14 protein-coding genes and 2 pseudogenes are annotated in these 15,904 nt (G+C 64.3%); 6 read left to right on the forward strand and 10 right to left on the reverse strand.

What is annotated here, in order from left to right:
* Positions 1 to 25: 25 nt before the first annotated feature.
* From nrdF to dnaK, 4 genes are all read right to left on the reverse strand, one after another.
* Complete coding sequence (gene nrdF / locus P3H15_RS33195) at positions 26 to 1,006, reverse strand: class 1b ribonucleoside-diphosphate reductase subunit beta (protein WP_276141120.1); 981 nt, start codon at positions 1,004 to 1,006, stop codon at positions 26 to 28.
* Positions 1,007 to 1,217: 211 nt separating this feature from the next.
* On the reverse strand, positions 1,218 to 2,408 hold the full coding sequence (dnaJ, locus tag P3H15_RS33200; protein WP_276141121.1) for a molecular chaperone DnaJ: 1,191 nt from the start codon (positions 2,406 to 2,408) through the stop codon (positions 1,218 to 1,220).
* A gap of 83 nt (positions 2,409 to 2,491) precedes the next feature.
* A complete protein-coding gene (grpE, locus tag P3H15_RS33205; RefSeq protein ID WP_276141122.1) occupies positions 2,492 to 3,163 on the reverse strand; it encodes a nucleotide exchange factor GrpE in 672 nt (223 codons plus the stop codon).
* Positions 3,160 to 5,007 (reverse strand): molecular chaperone DnaK, encoded by a 1,848-nt coding sequence (gene dnaK / locus P3H15_RS33210; protein ID WP_276141123.1) that lies wholly within the window; start codon positions 5,005 to 5,007, stop codon positions 3,160 to 3,162. Before dnaK ends, grpE begins: the two co-directional genes overlap by 4 nt.
* A gap of 446 nt (positions 5,008 to 5,453) precedes the next feature.
* Between dnaK and P3H15_RS33215 the strand changes: the two genes are divergently transcribed.
* On the forward strand, positions 5,454 to 5,663 hold the full coding sequence (locus P3H15_RS33215; RefSeq protein ID WP_276141124.1) for a hypothetical protein: 210 nt from the start codon (positions 5,454 to 5,456) through the stop codon (positions 5,661 to 5,663).
* Here P3H15_RS33215 and P3H15_RS33220 read toward each other — a convergent pair.
* Positions 5,639 to 5,801: pseudogene (locus P3H15_RS33220) on the reverse strand (serine protease); the annotation flags it as partial. The gene P3H15_RS33215 and the pseudogene P3H15_RS33220 sit on opposite strands and share 25 nt — an antisense overlap.
* A gap of 214 nt (positions 5,802 to 6,015) precedes the next feature.
* Here P3H15_RS33220 and P3H15_RS33225 point away from each other — a divergent pair.
* A complete protein-coding gene (locus P3H15_RS33225; protein ID WP_276141126.1) occupies positions 6,016 to 6,339 on the forward strand; it encodes a hypothetical protein in 324 nt (107 codons plus the stop codon).
* 404 nt (positions 6,340 to 6,743) lie between these two features.
* Here P3H15_RS33225 and P3H15_RS33230 read toward each other — a convergent pair whose 3' ends face one another.
* Positions 6,744 to 8,072 (reverse strand): MFS transporter, encoded by a 1,329-nt coding sequence (locus P3H15_RS33230; RefSeq protein WP_276141127.1) that lies wholly within the window; start codon positions 8,070 to 8,072, stop codon positions 6,744 to 6,746.
* 353 nt (positions 8,073 to 8,425) lie between these two features.
* On the opposite strand from P3H15_RS33230, the gene P3H15_RS33235 reads away from it, so the two are divergent.
* Entirely contained in the window at positions 8,426 to 8,734 is a 309-nt protein-coding gene (locus tag P3H15_RS33235; protein ID WP_276141128.1) for a MarR family winged helix-turn-helix transcriptional regulator, read from the forward strand.
* Between the two features lie 33 nt (positions 8,735 to 8,767).
* Positions 8,768 to 9,463: a type 1 glutamine amidotransferase domain-containing protein gene (locus tag P3H15_RS33240; protein ID WP_276141129.1), complete on the forward strand. Its 696-nt coding sequence runs from the start codon at positions 8,768 to 8,770 to the stop codon at positions 9,461 to 9,463.
* A gap of 117 nt (positions 9,464 to 9,580) precedes the next feature.
* Here the strand turns inward: P3H15_RS33240 and P3H15_RS33245 are convergent.
* From P3H15_RS33245 to P3H15_RS33255, 3 genes and pseudogenes are all read right to left on the reverse strand, one after another.
* Positions 9,581 to 9,708: pseudogene (locus tag P3H15_RS33245) on the reverse strand (transposase); the annotation flags it as partial.
* Positions 9,709 to 9,872: 164 nt separating this feature from the next.
* Positions 9,873 to 11,699 carry a GMC family oxidoreductase gene (locus tag P3H15_RS33250; protein ID WP_276141130.1) on the reverse strand — a complete coding sequence of 609 codons (1,827 nt, stop codon included), beginning with the start codon at positions 11,697 to 11,699 and terminating at the stop codon, positions 9,873 to 9,875.
* 123 nt (positions 11,700 to 11,822) lie between these two features.
* Positions 11,823 to 12,119 (reverse strand): antibiotic biosynthesis monooxygenase, encoded by a 297-nt coding sequence (locus P3H15_RS33255; protein ID WP_276141131.1) that lies wholly within the window; start codon positions 12,117 to 12,119, stop codon positions 11,823 to 11,825.
* 349 nt (positions 12,120 to 12,468) lie between these two features.
* Here P3H15_RS33255 and P3H15_RS33260 point away from each other — a divergent pair, with 349 nt between their 5' ends.
* A complete protein-coding gene (locus P3H15_RS33260) occupies positions 12,469 to 13,746 on the forward strand; it encodes a CdaR family transcriptional regulator (RefSeq protein ID WP_276141132.1) in 1,278 nt (425 codons plus the stop codon).
* Between the two features lie 111 nt (positions 13,747 to 13,857).
* Here the strand turns inward: P3H15_RS33260 and P3H15_RS33265 are convergent, their stop codons facing one another.
* Complete coding sequence (locus P3H15_RS33265; RefSeq protein WP_276141133.1) at positions 13,858 to 14,427, reverse strand: TetR/AcrR family transcriptional regulator; 570 nt, start codon at positions 14,425 to 14,427, stop codon at positions 13,858 to 13,860.
* A gap of 91 nt (positions 14,428 to 14,518) precedes the next feature.
* On the opposite strand from P3H15_RS33265, the gene P3H15_RS33270 reads away from it, so the two are divergent.
* A complete protein-coding gene (locus P3H15_RS33270; protein WP_276141134.1) occupies positions 14,519 to 15,736 on the forward strand; it encodes an MFS transporter in 1,218 nt (405 codons plus the stop codon).
* Positions 15,737 to 15,904 lie beyond the last annotated feature (168 nt).

The raw sequence follows: 15,904 nt of genomic DNA on the forward strand, positions 1-15,904 counted from the left end.
GACCGTGACGAGGCAAAAGCACGGGTCAGAAGTCCCAGTCCGCGTCCTCGGTGTGCTGGTGCTTGCCAATCACGTACGAGCTGCCGGCACCGGAGAAGAACTCGTGCGTCTCCCCGCCGCCGGGGTCCAGGGCAGCGAGGATCGCGGGATTCACCTGGCACTCGTCGTCCCGGAATGCGGGGTAGTAGCCGAGGTTCGCCAGCGCCCTGTTCGCGTTGAACCGCATGAACGGCAGCACGTCCTCGGTCCAGCCGACCTCGTCGTACAGATCCCGCGCATACCCGACCTCGTTTTCGTACAGGGCGTGCAGCAGTTCGTGGGTGTAGTTGTGGTGGGCGGCCCGCAGGCCGACGGGCATCCGATCGAGCACGCGCCGGCACTTGTAGCCAATGTAGAACCCGTGCACCGCCTCGTCGCGGATGATCAGTCGGATCAGGTCGGCGGTGTTGGTGAGCTTGCCCCGTGAGGACCAGTACAGAGGCAGGTAGAACCCCGAGTAGAACAGGAACGATTCGAGCATCACCGAGGCCGCCTTGCGTGCGAGCGCGTCGTCGCCGCGGTAGTAGTCGAGGACGATCTGGGCCTTGCGTTGCAGGTGAGCGTTCTCCTCCGACCAGGTGAACGCCTCGTCGATCTGCCGTGTCGAGCACAGGGTGGAGAAGATCGAACTGTAACTCTTGGCGTGCACGGACTCCATGAAGGCCATGTTGGTCAGCACCGACCGCTCGTGCGGGGTGAGCGCGTCGGCGATCATGGCGACGGCCCCCACGGTGGCCTGGGTGGTGTCGAGCAGCGTCAGCCCTGTGAACACCCGGACGGCCATCTGCCGCTCGGTCGGGGTCAACGTCTGCCAGGAACGAAGATCGTTGGACAGCGGCACTTTCTCCGGGAGCCAGAAGTTGCGGGTCAGCCGATCCCACACGGCGGCGTCCGTCGCATCGGGCACCCGGTTCCAGTCGATCGCGTGGACGCGGTCGAGGCGCCGACCTTCGTTTCGTGATGTCACTGCGGATGCGCCTCCTCGACGGGCGCGTGGTCGCGACGACACTTCATTGTCCCACCGCAGAATTGTCCACCGCACACGTCACCGTGCCGATGGAAACCGAACCACTCGCACTCGACCCGACCGCCCACACGATCCGAAAGATGCTCGAGCCTATCCCGAAGAACGGCTCCGACCGGACTGCCCGAGGCGATCACGACCGCTTTTCTCGGCATTATCTTTTTCCGGCCCATCCGGCGCGGGGGTCGAATCCGCTTGTTTCCTCTGCCCGAGCGTACGCGCGCAGCGCCTCGGCGGCCTCGTGGTCAAGTTCGGGCGGGACCGCGACCTCTACGGTTACCAGCAGATCGCCGACCGCTGCGCCGCGGTGGGTCACCCCGCGTCCGCGCAGCCGGAACGTTCTCTCGGACTGGGTGCCTGGCGGGATCTTCACACTGACTTGGCCATCGAGGGTGGGCACGGACAGCACTGTCCCCAAGGCAAGTTCAGCGAAGGACACGGGAACGGTGACGGTGAGATCATCGCCGCTGCGGGCGAACACCGGGTCCGGGTCCACCCGCACGGTGACATACAGGTCCCCCGACGGTGCCCCGGCGAGACCTGGTTCACCCTGCGCGGGTAGCCGGACGCGTTGCCCGTCGCTCACTCCGGGCGGGACATGGACGGAGATGGTGCGGGCGCGGTCCCCGATCCCGGCGCCCTGGCAGTCCGGGCAGGGGCTGTCGACGATCGATCCAGTGCCCCGGCAATCGTCGCAGGATTCGCCGAACCCGAGGCCGCCCTGATTCCGGTTGCGCGTCCCGACGCCGTGGCAGTGTGGGCAGGTGCGTTGCCGGGTTCCCGGTCGTGAGCCGGAGCCGTGACAGCTGGTGCACACCATCGGCCCACTCACCCGCAGCGGCAACACCATCCCGGCGACCGCCTCCCGGAAGGACAGCCGGGTCTCGGTCTCGACGTCACTGCCCCGCCTCGGCCGGGCCGACTCCGCTCTGGTTCCGGCGCGCCGGAACAGGTCTCCGAGCACATCACCAACCCCGCCAAGAGGATCGCCCACGGTGAAGGGTGAACGGCTCCCGAACAGGTTACCGAAGTCGAAGCCGCCCGACCCGGCGCGCGCGGCGGTGGTGCCAGCTTCAGGAGGAAAACCCGTCCTCGCGAACGCCCCGGATCGGAACAGCCGGCGCGTGCGATCGTAGTCCTTGCGTTTGGCAGGGTCCGATAGCACCGCGTACGCCTCACTGACGGCCTTGAACCGTTCCCCCACCTGGGTGTTGTGCGGGTTTGCGTCCGGGTGCAGCTCCCGAGCCAATGTGCGGTATGCCTTCTTGATCTCCTCGGCCGACGCCGTTGAAGGGACACCCAGAGCGGCGTAGAAGTCGCGGTCGAGCCATTCCCGCTGCGTCACCGAGAATCCTCCTTTCCCTCTGCCGGTAGCTGGAAAATGAGCTTCGCGCCAAGAACAGCGTTGTCGGTCTGGTGGGCGGCGTCTCAGGAATCTTCGGCCGATGTTGTGCCTGTGACGTCCCCTGGCGGAGCGGGTCCCTCGACCACGGTGACTGTCGCGGTCCGCAGCACCTTGCCGTCACCGAATGTGTAGCCGCGTCGCAGCACCCTGCCCACGACGGGATCTCCCCCGGCGCCTTCGTGCTGGACTGCTTCGTGCAGGGTGGGATCGAAGCGGTCGCCCTCTTCACCGAATGCGGCCACCCCCAGGCCGCTCAGGATCGCACCGAGTTCGGCCGCGATCGCGCGTAGTGGTCCGGGCTCGAGGTCGCCGTGCTCGCGGGCTCGGTCGAGGTCGTCGAGGATCCCGAGAAACTTCGCCGCCACCGATGCCATCGCGGCCTCGACAGCCAGGCGCCGGTCGCGTTCTATTCGGCGCCGGTAGTTGGTGTACTCGGCCTGCACCCGCTGCAGATCGGCGGTCAACTCCGCCACTCGATCAGGGTGTTCGCCCGCCTCCCGATCGGTCCGGTACCCAGGGTGCATCTCGGCGTCCGGCGTGGTCGGGTCGGGTTCCCGTTGTGGGGTCGGGGTGACGGGCTCGCTCGGGGTGTGCTCGCGTACCTGGCCGGTGTCCGGATCGACACGGCGTTTGTCGGTGATCGAGATCGGTTCCCGCGGCGGCTTGTCGCCGTTGCGCCGCTCGCTACTGGTCATCGGGTGTCCTCCCGTCCAGGTTCGTCCACCACCTCAGCGTCGAAGACTTCACCGGCCCCTTCCGAGGCGCCGTTCCCTCCGCCGGTGGCGGCCGAGTCCTTCGCCTGTGCGTCGTAGATCGCCTGGCCCAGGGCTTGCGAGTCGGTGGTCAGTTTTTCGATGGCCTCCTTGATGGCCGCGACGTCGCTGCCTTTCAACTTCTCTTGGGCGTTCGTGATCGACGCCTCGACCGTTTCCTTTACGTCGGCGGGCACCTTGTCCTCGTTGTCCTTGATGAACTTCTCGGTCTGATACACCAGCGACTCGGCCTGGTTGCGGACCTCCGCCTCCTCTCTGCGTTGAGCGTCCTCCGCGGCATGTGCCTCGGCGTCCTTGATCATCCGGTCGATCTCCTCCTTGGACAGGCCCGAGCCCTCCTGGATCTTGATCGTGTTCTCCTTGCCCGTGCCCTTGTCCTTCGCGGTCACATGCACGATGCCGTTGGCGTCGATGTCGAAGGTGACCTCGATCTGTGGCACGCCACGCGGTGCCGGCGGAATCCCCGCCAGCTCGAACGAGCCGAGCAGCTTGTTGTGCGAGGCGATCTCGCGCTCACCCTGGAACACCTGGATCTGCACCGAGGGCTGGTTGTCGTCAGCCGTGGTGAAGGTCTCGGACCGCTTGGTCGGGATGGTGGTGTTGCGCTCGATGAGCTTGGTCATCACGCCACCCTTGGTCTCGATGCCGAGGGACAGCGGGGTGACGTCGAGGAGCAGCACGTCCTTGACCTCGCCCTTGAGGACACCGGCCTGCAGGGCGGCGCCGACGGCGACGACCTCGTCCGGGTTGACGCCCTTGTTCGGTTCCTTCCCGCCGGTCAGCTCGCGCACCAGATTCGTCACAGCGGGCATACGGGTGGAACCACCGACGAGCACGACGTGGTCGATGTCCTTGACGGCGATCTTCGCGTCCTTGATCACCGATTGGAACGGAGCCCGGGTGCGATCGAGGAGATCGGACGTGATCTTCTCGAACTCGCTGCGCGAGAGTTGCTCGTCGAGGAACAGCGGATTCTTGTCCGCATCGACCGTGATGTAGGGCAGGTTGATCGACGTGCTCTGCGACGAGCTCAGTTCGATCTTCGCCTTCTCGGCAGCCTCACGGAGACGCTGCAGGGCCATCTTGTCCTTGGTCAGATCGATGCCGTTCTGAGCCTTGAACTTGTCGACGAGCCACGTGACGATGCGCTCGTCCCAGTCGTCACCACCGAGGTGGTTGTCGCCGGACGTGGCCCGGACCTCGACGACGCCCTCGCCGATTTCGAGCAGCGAGACGTCGAAGGTGCCGCCACCGAGGTCGAAGACCAGGATGGTCTGTTCCTTGTCGCCCTTGTCGAGGCCGTAGGCCAGTGCGGCCGCGGTGGGCTCGTTGACGATGCGCAGGACGTTGAGGCCGGCGATCTGGCCGGCTTCCTTGGTGGCCTGACGCTGGGCGTCCTCGAAGTACGCGGGGACGGTGATCACGGCGTCCGTGATGTCCTCACCCAGATACGATTCCGCGTCCCTCTTCAGTTTCATCAGCACTCGGGCGCTGATCTCCTGGGCGCTGTATTTCTTGTCGTCGATTGCCACATGCCAGTCGGTGCCGATCTCCCGTTTTACCGACCGCACCGTCCGGTCCACGTTGGTGACGGCCTGGTTCTTGGCAGGCTGGCCGACCAGCACCTCACCGTTCTTCGCGAAGGCCACGACCGACGGTGTCGTGCGTGAACCCTCCGAGTTGGCGACCACCACCGGGTCGCCACCCTCGAGTACACACACCACCGAGTTTGTGGTCCCCAAATCGATTCCCACCGCGCGAGCCATGACCGCCTCCGCACCACACCGGGCGGGCGTGGTCCTTACCGGAACCGCTAGACATCACACCCACCGAACTTGAGTGTTATCGACTCAATTTTCCCTCGGACCCAAATTGAGGTCAAGGAGAAGAATTGAGCGTTGGACGCTCAACATTGGACCCGGTGTGTTCGTCGGATGCCGCGGCACCACCGCTCCCACCGCACCGAGGAAAGGAAGAACGCGACCCGTGCGCGGGCTGCAGGACCGGGGCACCCCGCCGAACCCATGGGGATCGAAGATCGCCCGCACGACCCACCCGGAGGCGATGATGCCAGGACATCGGACAGAACCACTCGATCGACGGAACACCGCAATGTTCAGGTGGTCGAAACTGGCCACGATCAGTACCCGATTCCACGGCAACTTCGCCTTCACCAACGGGGTGCTGACGGGCGGGACAGTGATGCGGTTGGATGCGCCTGTGCAACGACGGATCCGCCAGTCGGTGGGGATTCGCGATCTACCTCGGCAGCACCGGCAAATACCAGGCCTCGGTCCTGCCCAACGGCGCTTTGCGGGCCGTCCGCGAGCTCGACACCGGCTGCGAGCTCGAGCTCGCCGACCCACCGCCTGGCAACACCCTCGACGAACTTGGGTATCAGCCCACTGAGATGGGCCGGTAGCCTGCGCCGTACCGCCCGTTGCATTCATGTCGGCGACAATCGAATTGCTGTTGGTGCCAGCTCCGGGCCGATACACCGGGCGACGAGGTTGGCGTTGACGATCGCCACCAGCGTGGAGCCGACGACCACCGGCGGGCCGCCGGGCACGGACATTGCCGCGAGCCGCGCGGCGGGCTCCTCGGAGCGCTCACGCAGACCGTGCCGTCCGCTCGAGGGCGACCCCGCGAGTTGTGTGATCGCACCCTTGAATGGGCCGGGACGGCTACACCCTGACGTTGGGTCAGGCCATCGTGTGGATCGGCGGGGCGGTAGCGGTAGCTGCAGTAGCTGCGGAATCATGGGAAGGTAAACGATGAGCAGCTGGCCCTACTGGTTTGAGATCGCGGTGATCTGCGGGATCACCGCAGTAGGCACCATCGTGTGGGGACATTGGGAGGAGCACACCCCGAAATGGCGGCGGATCGGGAAGATGGTCGTGTTTTGTGGCCTGTCGGTCCTGGTTTCCAGCACAGCCGGGCGATTCTGGTTCTTCGTGCTGCTCGGCGCCTTGGCCATGATCGTCCTGCTGGTCCACGCCTGGTGGCTTCCACGGAAAGGCATCAATGGTTGGACCGGTGAGCCCCGCGAGAAGTACTACGCTCTCCGCGGCTGGAAGTGGCCGCCGGAGGGACGGTGAAAATCGTTGGCTGATAATCCTTCAGCTGTTGAAGAGGTGCCGCAGCCCGTCTGTCACCTGCAGAGACCAGTACACGGGCGGGCCTGTTCGACCGGTGTGGCATCGAGTTCTATGGGCACTCCTCAATCACGAGCCACAACACGAGGGTCGAGAGAGCGACGCAGACACACGAACTCCCCTTGCCTGCAGCGTCAAGGCGTGTCGCGCCTCTCCGACGTCGATCAATACTTCACCAAGTTTCGGCGGTGCTGCCGAGAAGTGCTTCCACTTCAGCGCTTCTGGTCCTCCCGGTTGATCCGCAGTGATCGCTTCGCATCGGGTAACTCGGTTCTTTCTCGTTGCTGCAGCGGCACGGTTGTCGTGCCGTTCATCGAGCGCGTCCCGGTCGGCAGTCAGCGGACGTCTCACTTGCCGTTGGCGCCGTGCGTGTTGTTGTGTCCGCGCTGGATTAGTCCGACGCTGACGAGCGCCACCAACGCGAGGAGTACGACGTACGCGGCGAATCTCCACGCGTTGCCGCGTTCTCCGTCGATCAAGGCCACCATGACGATTGGTGTGAGGCCTCCGACGACCGTGGCGATCTGGTATCCCAACGATGCACCTGAGTACCGCACGTGCGGGGGAAACATCTCCGCAAAGAGCGCGGCTTGTGGGCCGTAACAGATGCTGATCAAGGCCGACGCGACGACGACGGCCACCCAGATCGGCACAGTGTTCTGGGCGGTCGCTTGGCTGAAGATCCACCACATCGGTACGGACCACAGTCCGATCGCCACGACTCCGATCGCGTAGACACGAAGTCTGCCGAAGATGTCCGAGGCGAGCGCAGCCACCGGCATGAGAACTACCTGCACACCCGCACCGACGAGGATGGGTAGCAGGACCTGGGGTGTCGCAATCTTCAGCACCACGTTCGCGTACTGCAACGACGAGATGATCGTGGCGTAGAAGATGGCGTTCACCACGATGAACGTGCCCACCGCTTGCAGAATCGTCGCGAAGTTGTTCCGTACAACTTCGAGCACGGGTGAGGTGGATTTCGCTGCGGAAGAAAGGGACGTCTCGGCGGCACGGAATGCCGGGGTTTCCTCGAGGTACCGGTGAATGTAGAGCCCGACTCCGAGCATCACAATGCTGATCCAGAACGGTATCCGCCACGCCCACACCAGGAAGGCGGGTTCACCGACAGCCCCGTTCAACACAAGGAAGACCAGATTTCCCGTGAGCACGCCGATCGGCACACCGATCTGCGCGAAGCTCCCGTAGAAGCCGCGCCGATTTTCCGGGGCGTACTCGGTGGCGAGGAGCATCGCTCCTCCCCATTGGGCGCCGAGAGACAGTCCTTGCGTAACTCTGAGGATGATCAGGAATGTCGGTGCAAGCCAAATCAGTTGGGTGTCCGGGGTAAATCCGATGAGAAACGTCGCGACGGCCATCAGGACTATCGCGGTGATCAACACCGGCTTGCGGCCGACCTTGTCGCCGAAGTGCCCTGCAATCACACCACCGAATGGCCGGGCAGCGAACGCGACGGCGAATGTTGCGAAAGAATTGACTGCGGACACGACCGGGTCCCCGGTATCGAAGAAGGTCTTGTTGAAGACGAGCGCGGCAGCGGTGCCGTAGATGAAGAAGTCGTACCACTCGAGCGACGAGGCGAGCGCAGCAGCGACCGAGGCCTTCCGGGCTTGGGCGCGGAGGCTGGGCGGGGCGGCAGTGGCGGTGTAAGTCATTGCCATACTGTGACTGCCCTCTCACCTTGCGGCGAGATGCGGCGGCAAAGATTGTGAGCATTCACGGGACGATTTGGGTCTGCGTCACAGCCCCCGGGGCGCAGTCCCTCTCACTTGTGTGGGCGCACAGATGAGTGTGTCACCAATCCACTGGTGACACAGAACTCCTATTCCTACAGTTCGTTTCATGGTCAATTCATCGGGGGAACCGCCGAGTCTGCCGGGGAGTGTCGCGGACGTCGACTGCGACCTGGGTTGGTCGGTCAGCACACTTCAGCGCCACTTCAGTGATCTCGTGTCGCCGGCTGTTGCCGACCTCCCATGGCACGCGGGGCTACCATTTGCTGCACACCGTGCTGCGCAAGGAATTGCCGACCCAGATCGGACTTGCCGATTACCTCGGAATCGATCGCACCGTCATCACCTACGTGATCGATGCCCTGGTAGAAGCTGGTCTCGTCGAGCGAGTACAGGATCCGGCGGACCGTCGTGCCCGCAAGATCGTCGCGACGGGCCGCGGAACCGCTCACCATGCCGCCCTCGAACACGATGTGCGCGTCGCCGAAGAAGCCGTCCTCCGCGTGCTCGCCGCGAACGAGCGAGTTGTATTCCGTTCGCTACTCGGCAGAGTTGCACGTGGTTCCCGCGACGACCTGACCTGACAACACCCAACTCACGGCACGAAAGGACAACACATGACAACTCGTTCGAAGGTTCTCGTCATCGTCACCAGCATCGGCGAGTATGAAAAGGTGGGTTACCGCACTGGTCTGTGGCTCGGGGAACTCACACACTTCTGGGATGTGGCCGAAGAGGCCGGACTGGAACTGACGATCGCCAGCATTGCGGGCGGACGCGTTCCCATCGACCCGGAGAGCCTGTCCCAAAATTTCCTCGGCGATCTCGGAACCGGAAACCGCTATGCGGATCGTGATTTCATGAATCTTCTCGACAAGACCGTGTCAGTGGCCGAAGTGGATGCGGCGGACTTCGACGCGATCTACCTGACCGGCGGACACGGAGTGATGTTCGACTTCCCACAGAGCCGGACACTCGCTGAACTGATCGCACAGTTCTACGAGGCCGGGAAGATCGTGTCCGCGGTGTGCCACGGTCCGACCGGTTTGCTCAATGTCAAAGTCGGCGAAGACGAATACCTCGTGAAAGACCGCTCGGTAACAGGATTCACATGGAAGGAGGAGGAACTAGCACAGCGAAGCGACGCGGTGCCGTTCAGCCTGGAAGACGAACTGCGCAGCCGCGGAGCTCGGTTCACCCTCGCACCGAACCCCTTCGACCCGTTCGTCGTCGAGGACGGCCGACTGATCACCGGGCAGAATCCAAGCAGTGCCCGCAAGGTCGGCGAGGCCGTCATCCGCCAGCTCGGCTGAGTGTGGCCGCCGGCCAGAAGTCCGTCGCGACTCCCGGCCGGCGGGCCGCTTGATGCGCGATCAGAGTTCAGGTTGACCGTGGAGCGTAGCGCGCACGCCCGGTCCTTCAGGGCCGGGTCACCGCGTCGACTTCGGTCTACCGGGAGCGCGAGGCGGTCGCCGCTGCTGCTCGATGTACTGCCGGATGATCGAAATCGGTGCCCCGCCGCACGATGCGGCGAGTAGCTCGGGGACCAGAGGTGCCCGTTCCCCGGAGTGCCGGTTCGGATCCCCATTCCCGAGCGGCACATTGAGCAGACCGGCCGGGCTTGACAGACGGCGGACACGACGCGGCCGGTGTCGTAGAAATGCGTCAGTTCTCCCAGACATAACCCCGTGCGGTAACCGACCTTCTCGCATTGCCACGCGGCTATCCGGAGTACTCGGCGAGGATGGTGTCGGATGCCTTCTCCGACACCATCCATACCGCCGCGGCGATGAAGAAGCCGGGGATGCGGGGAAATACCGATGAATCGACAACGCGGAGTCCCTCGACTCCGCGCACCCGAAACCGTCCGTCCAGAACAGCCATCGGGTCGTCGTCCGCCCCGATCTTGCACGAGCAGGACGCGTGATGACCCCACGCCTGTTGCCGAATGTAGTTGCCTATCTCCTCCCTCGTGCGGACGCTGGGACCGGGTAGAACCTCGTGTGCGACGAATCCGCCCAGTCGGGCGCTCAAGGCGCGTGCGAATTCGACACCGTCGACCACCGCGGCCAGGTCTTCGCCACCGTCGTCGCTTCCTTCGGCGAAATAGTTGAAACAGATGTCCGGGGTGTCGAAGGGGTCCGGGGACCGCAATCGGACGCTGCCGGCAGTGTTGTTCGTGTGTGCTTTGAGAACGACCCACGAAATGCTGTTGTGACTCTTCGTGAAATCGCGCGAGTATCCCGGGTAGTAGCCGCGGAAGAACACCGGTAGCGAGAAGACGAACAAGTCGGGGTCGTCGTGGGCACTGCTGGACCGTTTGACGTATGCGGCGAGAGTGCCATTGGTGGTGTAGGGCCCGGTGCGTTTGTCGCGCCACTCGGTGAAGAGGCCATCAGGGCGCTCTCCACGTTTGGGCGCATCCAGGGTCGAACCCTCGAAAATGGGGTAGTTGTGGGCTGTTTCGTCGACGACGGTGATCTCGTATCGATCCTGGAGGTTCTCACCGACTCCGGGCAGGTCCACTACCACGTCGATTCCGAACGATTCGAGTTCGGCGCGTGGTCCGATCCCTGAGAGTTTGAGGAGCTGGGGAGTATTGAACGCGCCCGCGCAGATGATCACTTCGGCGGTGGCGGTCGCAATCCGGCGCGGTGCGGCAGAAGTTCCGTCCGTCTGTGTCGCTCGGGGGTCGGCGCGGTACACGTGCCGCCCACGTATGTACTCGACGCCGACGGCTCTCGTTCCGTCGAACACGATCTTGGTGGCGAGTGCCGAATATTCGATGTGTAAGTTCTGCGGATGATCGCGTTGCGCGCCGAGGATTCGCTCGCGGCTCCCGTTGCGGACGCCGTCGGTGACGGCGACCGGGATGAAGATCATCCCGGTTCCTCCGGACTTGACGACCCGCCAGTCGTTGGGATCCTGCGGGGGTTCCCGCCAGTCTTCGTCGGGCGGTTCGTGCTCGCGGGATGCCTGGTCCATGGTGTCGATGATGTCGAGGAAGTAGGGTTCACGGCCGCCCGCCTCAGGATCGGCACGCGTTGTTCCCAGCCACCCGCTGTAGCCGTGACGTGCGGGATTGCTCTCCGGAGGGTCCGCTCCGGGTGTCGTCGGGTCCCGCCACCGCTCGATTCGTTCAAACAGAGGCCGCATCCGTTCGGCACGCCACGAGTCGTCGCCGACGGTGGTCGCTATCCGGTCCCAGTCGCTGTTGTGGGGACAGACGGTGATCATGGCGCTGATTGCGGTACTCCCGCCGAGCGTCCCGCCTCGCGGGTACAGAACGCGATCGGGCGTATGTTTCGGATCTGCTGCCTGCGCGTGGTCGTCTCGATAGTGACGGACGAAATAGTCCCAGCGCATATCTTCGTCCTCCGATGCCTGGGCGTGGAAGATCGGCGCCTGGTAGTAGACGCAGGAGTGGTCGTCACCAGCCTCGAGCAGGAGCACTCGATGTCCCGCGGCGGCGAGGTTGGCCGCGAGTGGGCCTCCACCGGCACCCGACCCGACGATCACGAACTCGTATTCCGACTCGGTAGGACTCATGGATGCTCCCGTCGAACGATTCCACGGCGCGTGCCTCCTGCCACATTATTCGCCGCTCGGATCGCCCTGTCGTCGATTCATGTCGCAGAGCTGCCTGTGCAGGATGAGGCTCCGGCAGGACTTTCAGAATCCGAGCGCGACCTGGTCGAGGTGTTCGACGACTGGACTTGCTGCGAAGAACTCCCCGACCAGGGCGCGCCAGTGCCCGAACGTGGGAGAGTTCCGGAATTCGATGTGCTGGTCGATCGTGCCCCACTCCACGACCAACCAATATCGGTTCGGGACCTCGACAGACCGGTGTAAGCGAATGCCCGTACACCCTGCGGTGGCGTCGAACAGTGCAACCGCTCTTCCGACCGCCGCTTCGAACGAGTCGGCCGTTCCGGCGTCGACATCGATTGTTGCGAGTTCGCGAACCATGACACCCCTCGGGAATCGACAAGCACCCATGTGCAGTGGCCCGATGGACGCACCAGCGACACGATAGGCAGACTGATCCGGCCGGACACAGTGCCCGAATCACAGGCTGCCCTGTGAAGGATCGACAACGGCCGGGCATCGATGCGGGCCACGACCCAAGCCCGACACCCTGGGCGCCGGCAGTGGTCCCGGCGCGGGTACGTTGACCGGCACCAAGGCCTCATGCGACCGGACGCCGCAGCGCCGGGCTAGCGTGTGAGGTATCCATAATTCCGAGCGGCACCGGTATGGCGTGTGGTGTCGTACCGGGACGCACGTCGTCTTCGGCACTTCGATAGGGGTGACGCCCGTGGTCGACCGACCGCACTCCGACGCACAGAACCTCACGCGCGAACTCGCACAGCACGTCGAGGACTCCGTGCACGCGGTAGCCGCACTCGCCGCGACACGGATCTGCGAGCAGGTGCCGGGTTATCGGGACAATGCCGATCCCGGTTTGCGGGAGGACGTCGCCGCTCACTGCCGCGATGTCTTCGACACCTTCGCGCACAGTCTGGCGCAGGACCAATTCCCGTCGCGCGACGATTTCCGGATCACCGGAAACCACGCCCTGCGCCGGGTGACACAGTCGATTCCGCTCGCCGACTTCCTCCAGGCGTTCCGGATCAGCCAGTCGACCCTCTGGGAGAGCGTCCTCGAAATCGCCCGGCAACACCCCGACCTTCAGGCCGCGGCGACCGACTCCGTCAAATTCATCATGGGCGTGATCGAAGCGGGCAGCACGATCGCCGCAGAAGGGTACCTGGAGGCGCAGCAGTTCCTACTCGCGGACGCGGCCAGGGCGGCGCGGGACCTCGTCGACGATCTGCTTGCCGGCAAGACGCCCACCGTGGGTTCCCGGCAGGCGACGCTGCGGACCGCGGGACTCGAACTCGGCTCGGCGATCGTTGTCGCTTCCGGTCTCGCGGCCTCCGACGGAGGAAGCCGACAGGCAATCGTCCGCGCGCTGGGCGTCACGGGCGCAGACCACACCCGCACCCGCGGCCTGATCGCCTTCCGGCACGGGGAATTCATCGGGATCTTTCCGGCGGATGACGGCAGCAGCGACACAGTCACCCAGAGCCTGTCTCATGCCTTCGACACCTTGCGCGCACAGCGCATCGAACTCACGATCGGCATCAGCACGGTGCACCGCGGTCTCGATGCAGTGCCTCGGGCCTACTGCGAAGCCGTCACCGCCCGCGAAGCGTTGTCCGACAGCCCGGGCGTCAAACCGCTGAACGATCTGACGAGTTTCGAATACCTCATCACCAAACGCGACGACACCGCGCGCCGTCTCATCGATCCCGCGGTCCGGCGTTTCGTGGAAGACGACCTTGCCGCCGATCGCGTGTACATCGACACCCTGGAGGCCTATGCCAAGGCCAACCTCAATGCGAAGGCGGCGGCCGAGACACTGTATGTCCACGGCAACACCGCCTACTACCGGCTGGACCGTATCGCGGAGCGGACCGGAAAGGATCTTCGGCGCTTCGACGACGTCCTGGATCTCCTCGTCGCCGTCAAGTTGCTCACCCCGCACGCGCGCCGGGACTCCCCGCGCGGTCCGTCCGGTCGCGAGTCCTGAGCTCCCGGAGGTAGAGCGGCCGCCGGTGCTTCACCATCGTGTGTTCGGTTTGTTGTCCGGGCACCAATTCGGTTGGTACTGCACCACGAAATCGTCCGCGAGCCGTTCGCATCAGCCCGTTTCTGTGATCCGATCGAGTTCGGCGACGAGTGTTTCCGGAAATCCGGTGTCGACGGTGTCGGGTTCGAAGGTGATGCGATAGATGATGGGGGCAACGAGGTGGTCCATGATCTGCCGCACGCTGGGAGTGAGCTGTCCGCGCGCGTACGCACGCTCGACGAGTCGCTCCGCTTCGTCTCGACGCGTGGCCAGGCAGTTGGTCTCGCCATCGTCGGCGAGCACGGCGGAGGCCCGCAACAGTGACGCCTTCGTCGGGCGAGCGAGGTGTCCGTACAATTCCCGTGCCCACGCCCGCAGGTCGTCGCCGATGTTCCCGGTGTCGGGGAGTGGCCGATCGGGGTCCAAGCGCAGTGTTGCAACCTCGGCCACGAGACTTCCGACGTCTCCCCATCGTCGGTAGATGCTCGAGGGGCTCACACCCGCACGAGCAGCGACAGCCGGCACGGTGACCTTGTCCGCGCCGCTCTCGGCGATCAGATCCTCCACGGCGTCGCGTACCGCCGCGATGACCAGTGCGCTTCGGCCGCCGGTGCGGCGGGTGGGAACAGAATCGGACGACATGACGTTAGTTTAACGCACAGTAGTTTGCTTTAAGGAGTCCGTGCGGTCTATCGTTCTCCTTAATGCACATATTTTCGCTTTAAGGAGAGGGATGTCCACCTCTATCCACACGCGCGAGCGCACCGCACGAACTTCCGGAGTCCTCGCCCTGCCGCTGCTGAGCGTGGAACTGCTCGCGTTCTTCTTCGCAGCGAGCGCTCCCTCGCCGCTGTTCGTCGTCTTCCAGAACCGCTGGTCCCTGGGCGCGTCCACCCTCACCATCATCTTCGCCGTGTACGCGATCGCGTTGCTGGTCGCACTGTTGACGGCCGGTGCCGTGTCCGACCACATCGGACGAAAATCAGTCGTCGTCAGCGGCATTCTCATACAGGTCGGCGCCATGGCCATGTTCGTCGCAGCCGATGACGTCCACTGGATCATCGCCGCACGAATCGTGCAGGGACTCGCGACGGGCATCGTCACCGGCGCCCTGACCGCGGCGATCGTCGAGGCGGCCCCACCAGACAAGAAGCACATCGGAGCCATGCTGGGCAGCGTCTCGCCACTTGCCGGCCTCGCGCTCGGCGCTCTCAGTTCCGGGTTGATCCTTCAGTTCTCCGACACGCCGGTGCTGTCGACCTTCATCCCACTCGCCGTGTTCTTCGCTCTCGCCAGCGTGCTGACCTTCTTCATCCCCGAATCGGCTGCACCGCGCCCGGGCGCCCTCATCTCGCTCATCCCCCGAGTGTCGATTCCACCCGCGGCCCGCGCGGTCTTTCTCGCCAGCGTCCCGGCCATCGTCAGCGTGTGGATGCTCGGAGGTCTCTACCTTTCCCTGATCCCGTTGACGATGACCGAGATTCTGCACATCCACGCGGGACTCGCCAGCGGCCTGGCCATCGCCGTTCTCAACGGAGTGGGCGCACTGGCTCCCATCATTCTGCGCAAACGTGACAGCCGAACCACCACGCTCATCGGTGCAGGCGCGCTGGCGGCGGGAGTGACAATCACAATGACCGCCATCGTCTTCGGCTCCGGCCCCGTGTTCTTCATCGGCACCGCAGTGGCCGGCGTCGGCTTCGGGTCCGCCTTCTCCGGCAGCATCCAACGCCTCAGCCCACTGGTGCAACCCCACCAGCGTGCCGAGTTGTTTGCGGCACTGTATGTCGTCAGCTACCTGTCATTCAGCATCCCAGCCATCATCGCCGGCCGCATGGTCGCACCGTTCGGCTTACTGCAGACCGAACTCGTCTACGGCGCGGTCCTCGTCACGATGGCGCTTGCCGCCCTGATCACCGGTCTCGTCCGTGAAACTGCCCGACGACAGTAACTTTCGGTCGACACGGCCCGCTGAGTCCGCTTCTGTTAGCACGGATTCACTACTGCAATTGGTTGGAACCAATCCAGTCCTGCGACAGCCCAAAATTGGGCCAGCCCAGGGCCTAATGATCTTTCGGTAATTGAGTGAGCTCAGATCACAAGGAAAGCCCAGCGTGAT

The sequence above is a fragment of the Rhodococcus sp. T2V genome (assembly GCF_029269925.1).
Classification (GTDB): Bacteria; Actinomycetota; Actinomycetes; order Mycobacteriales; family Mycobacteriaceae; genus Rhodococcus_F; species Rhodococcus_F koreensis.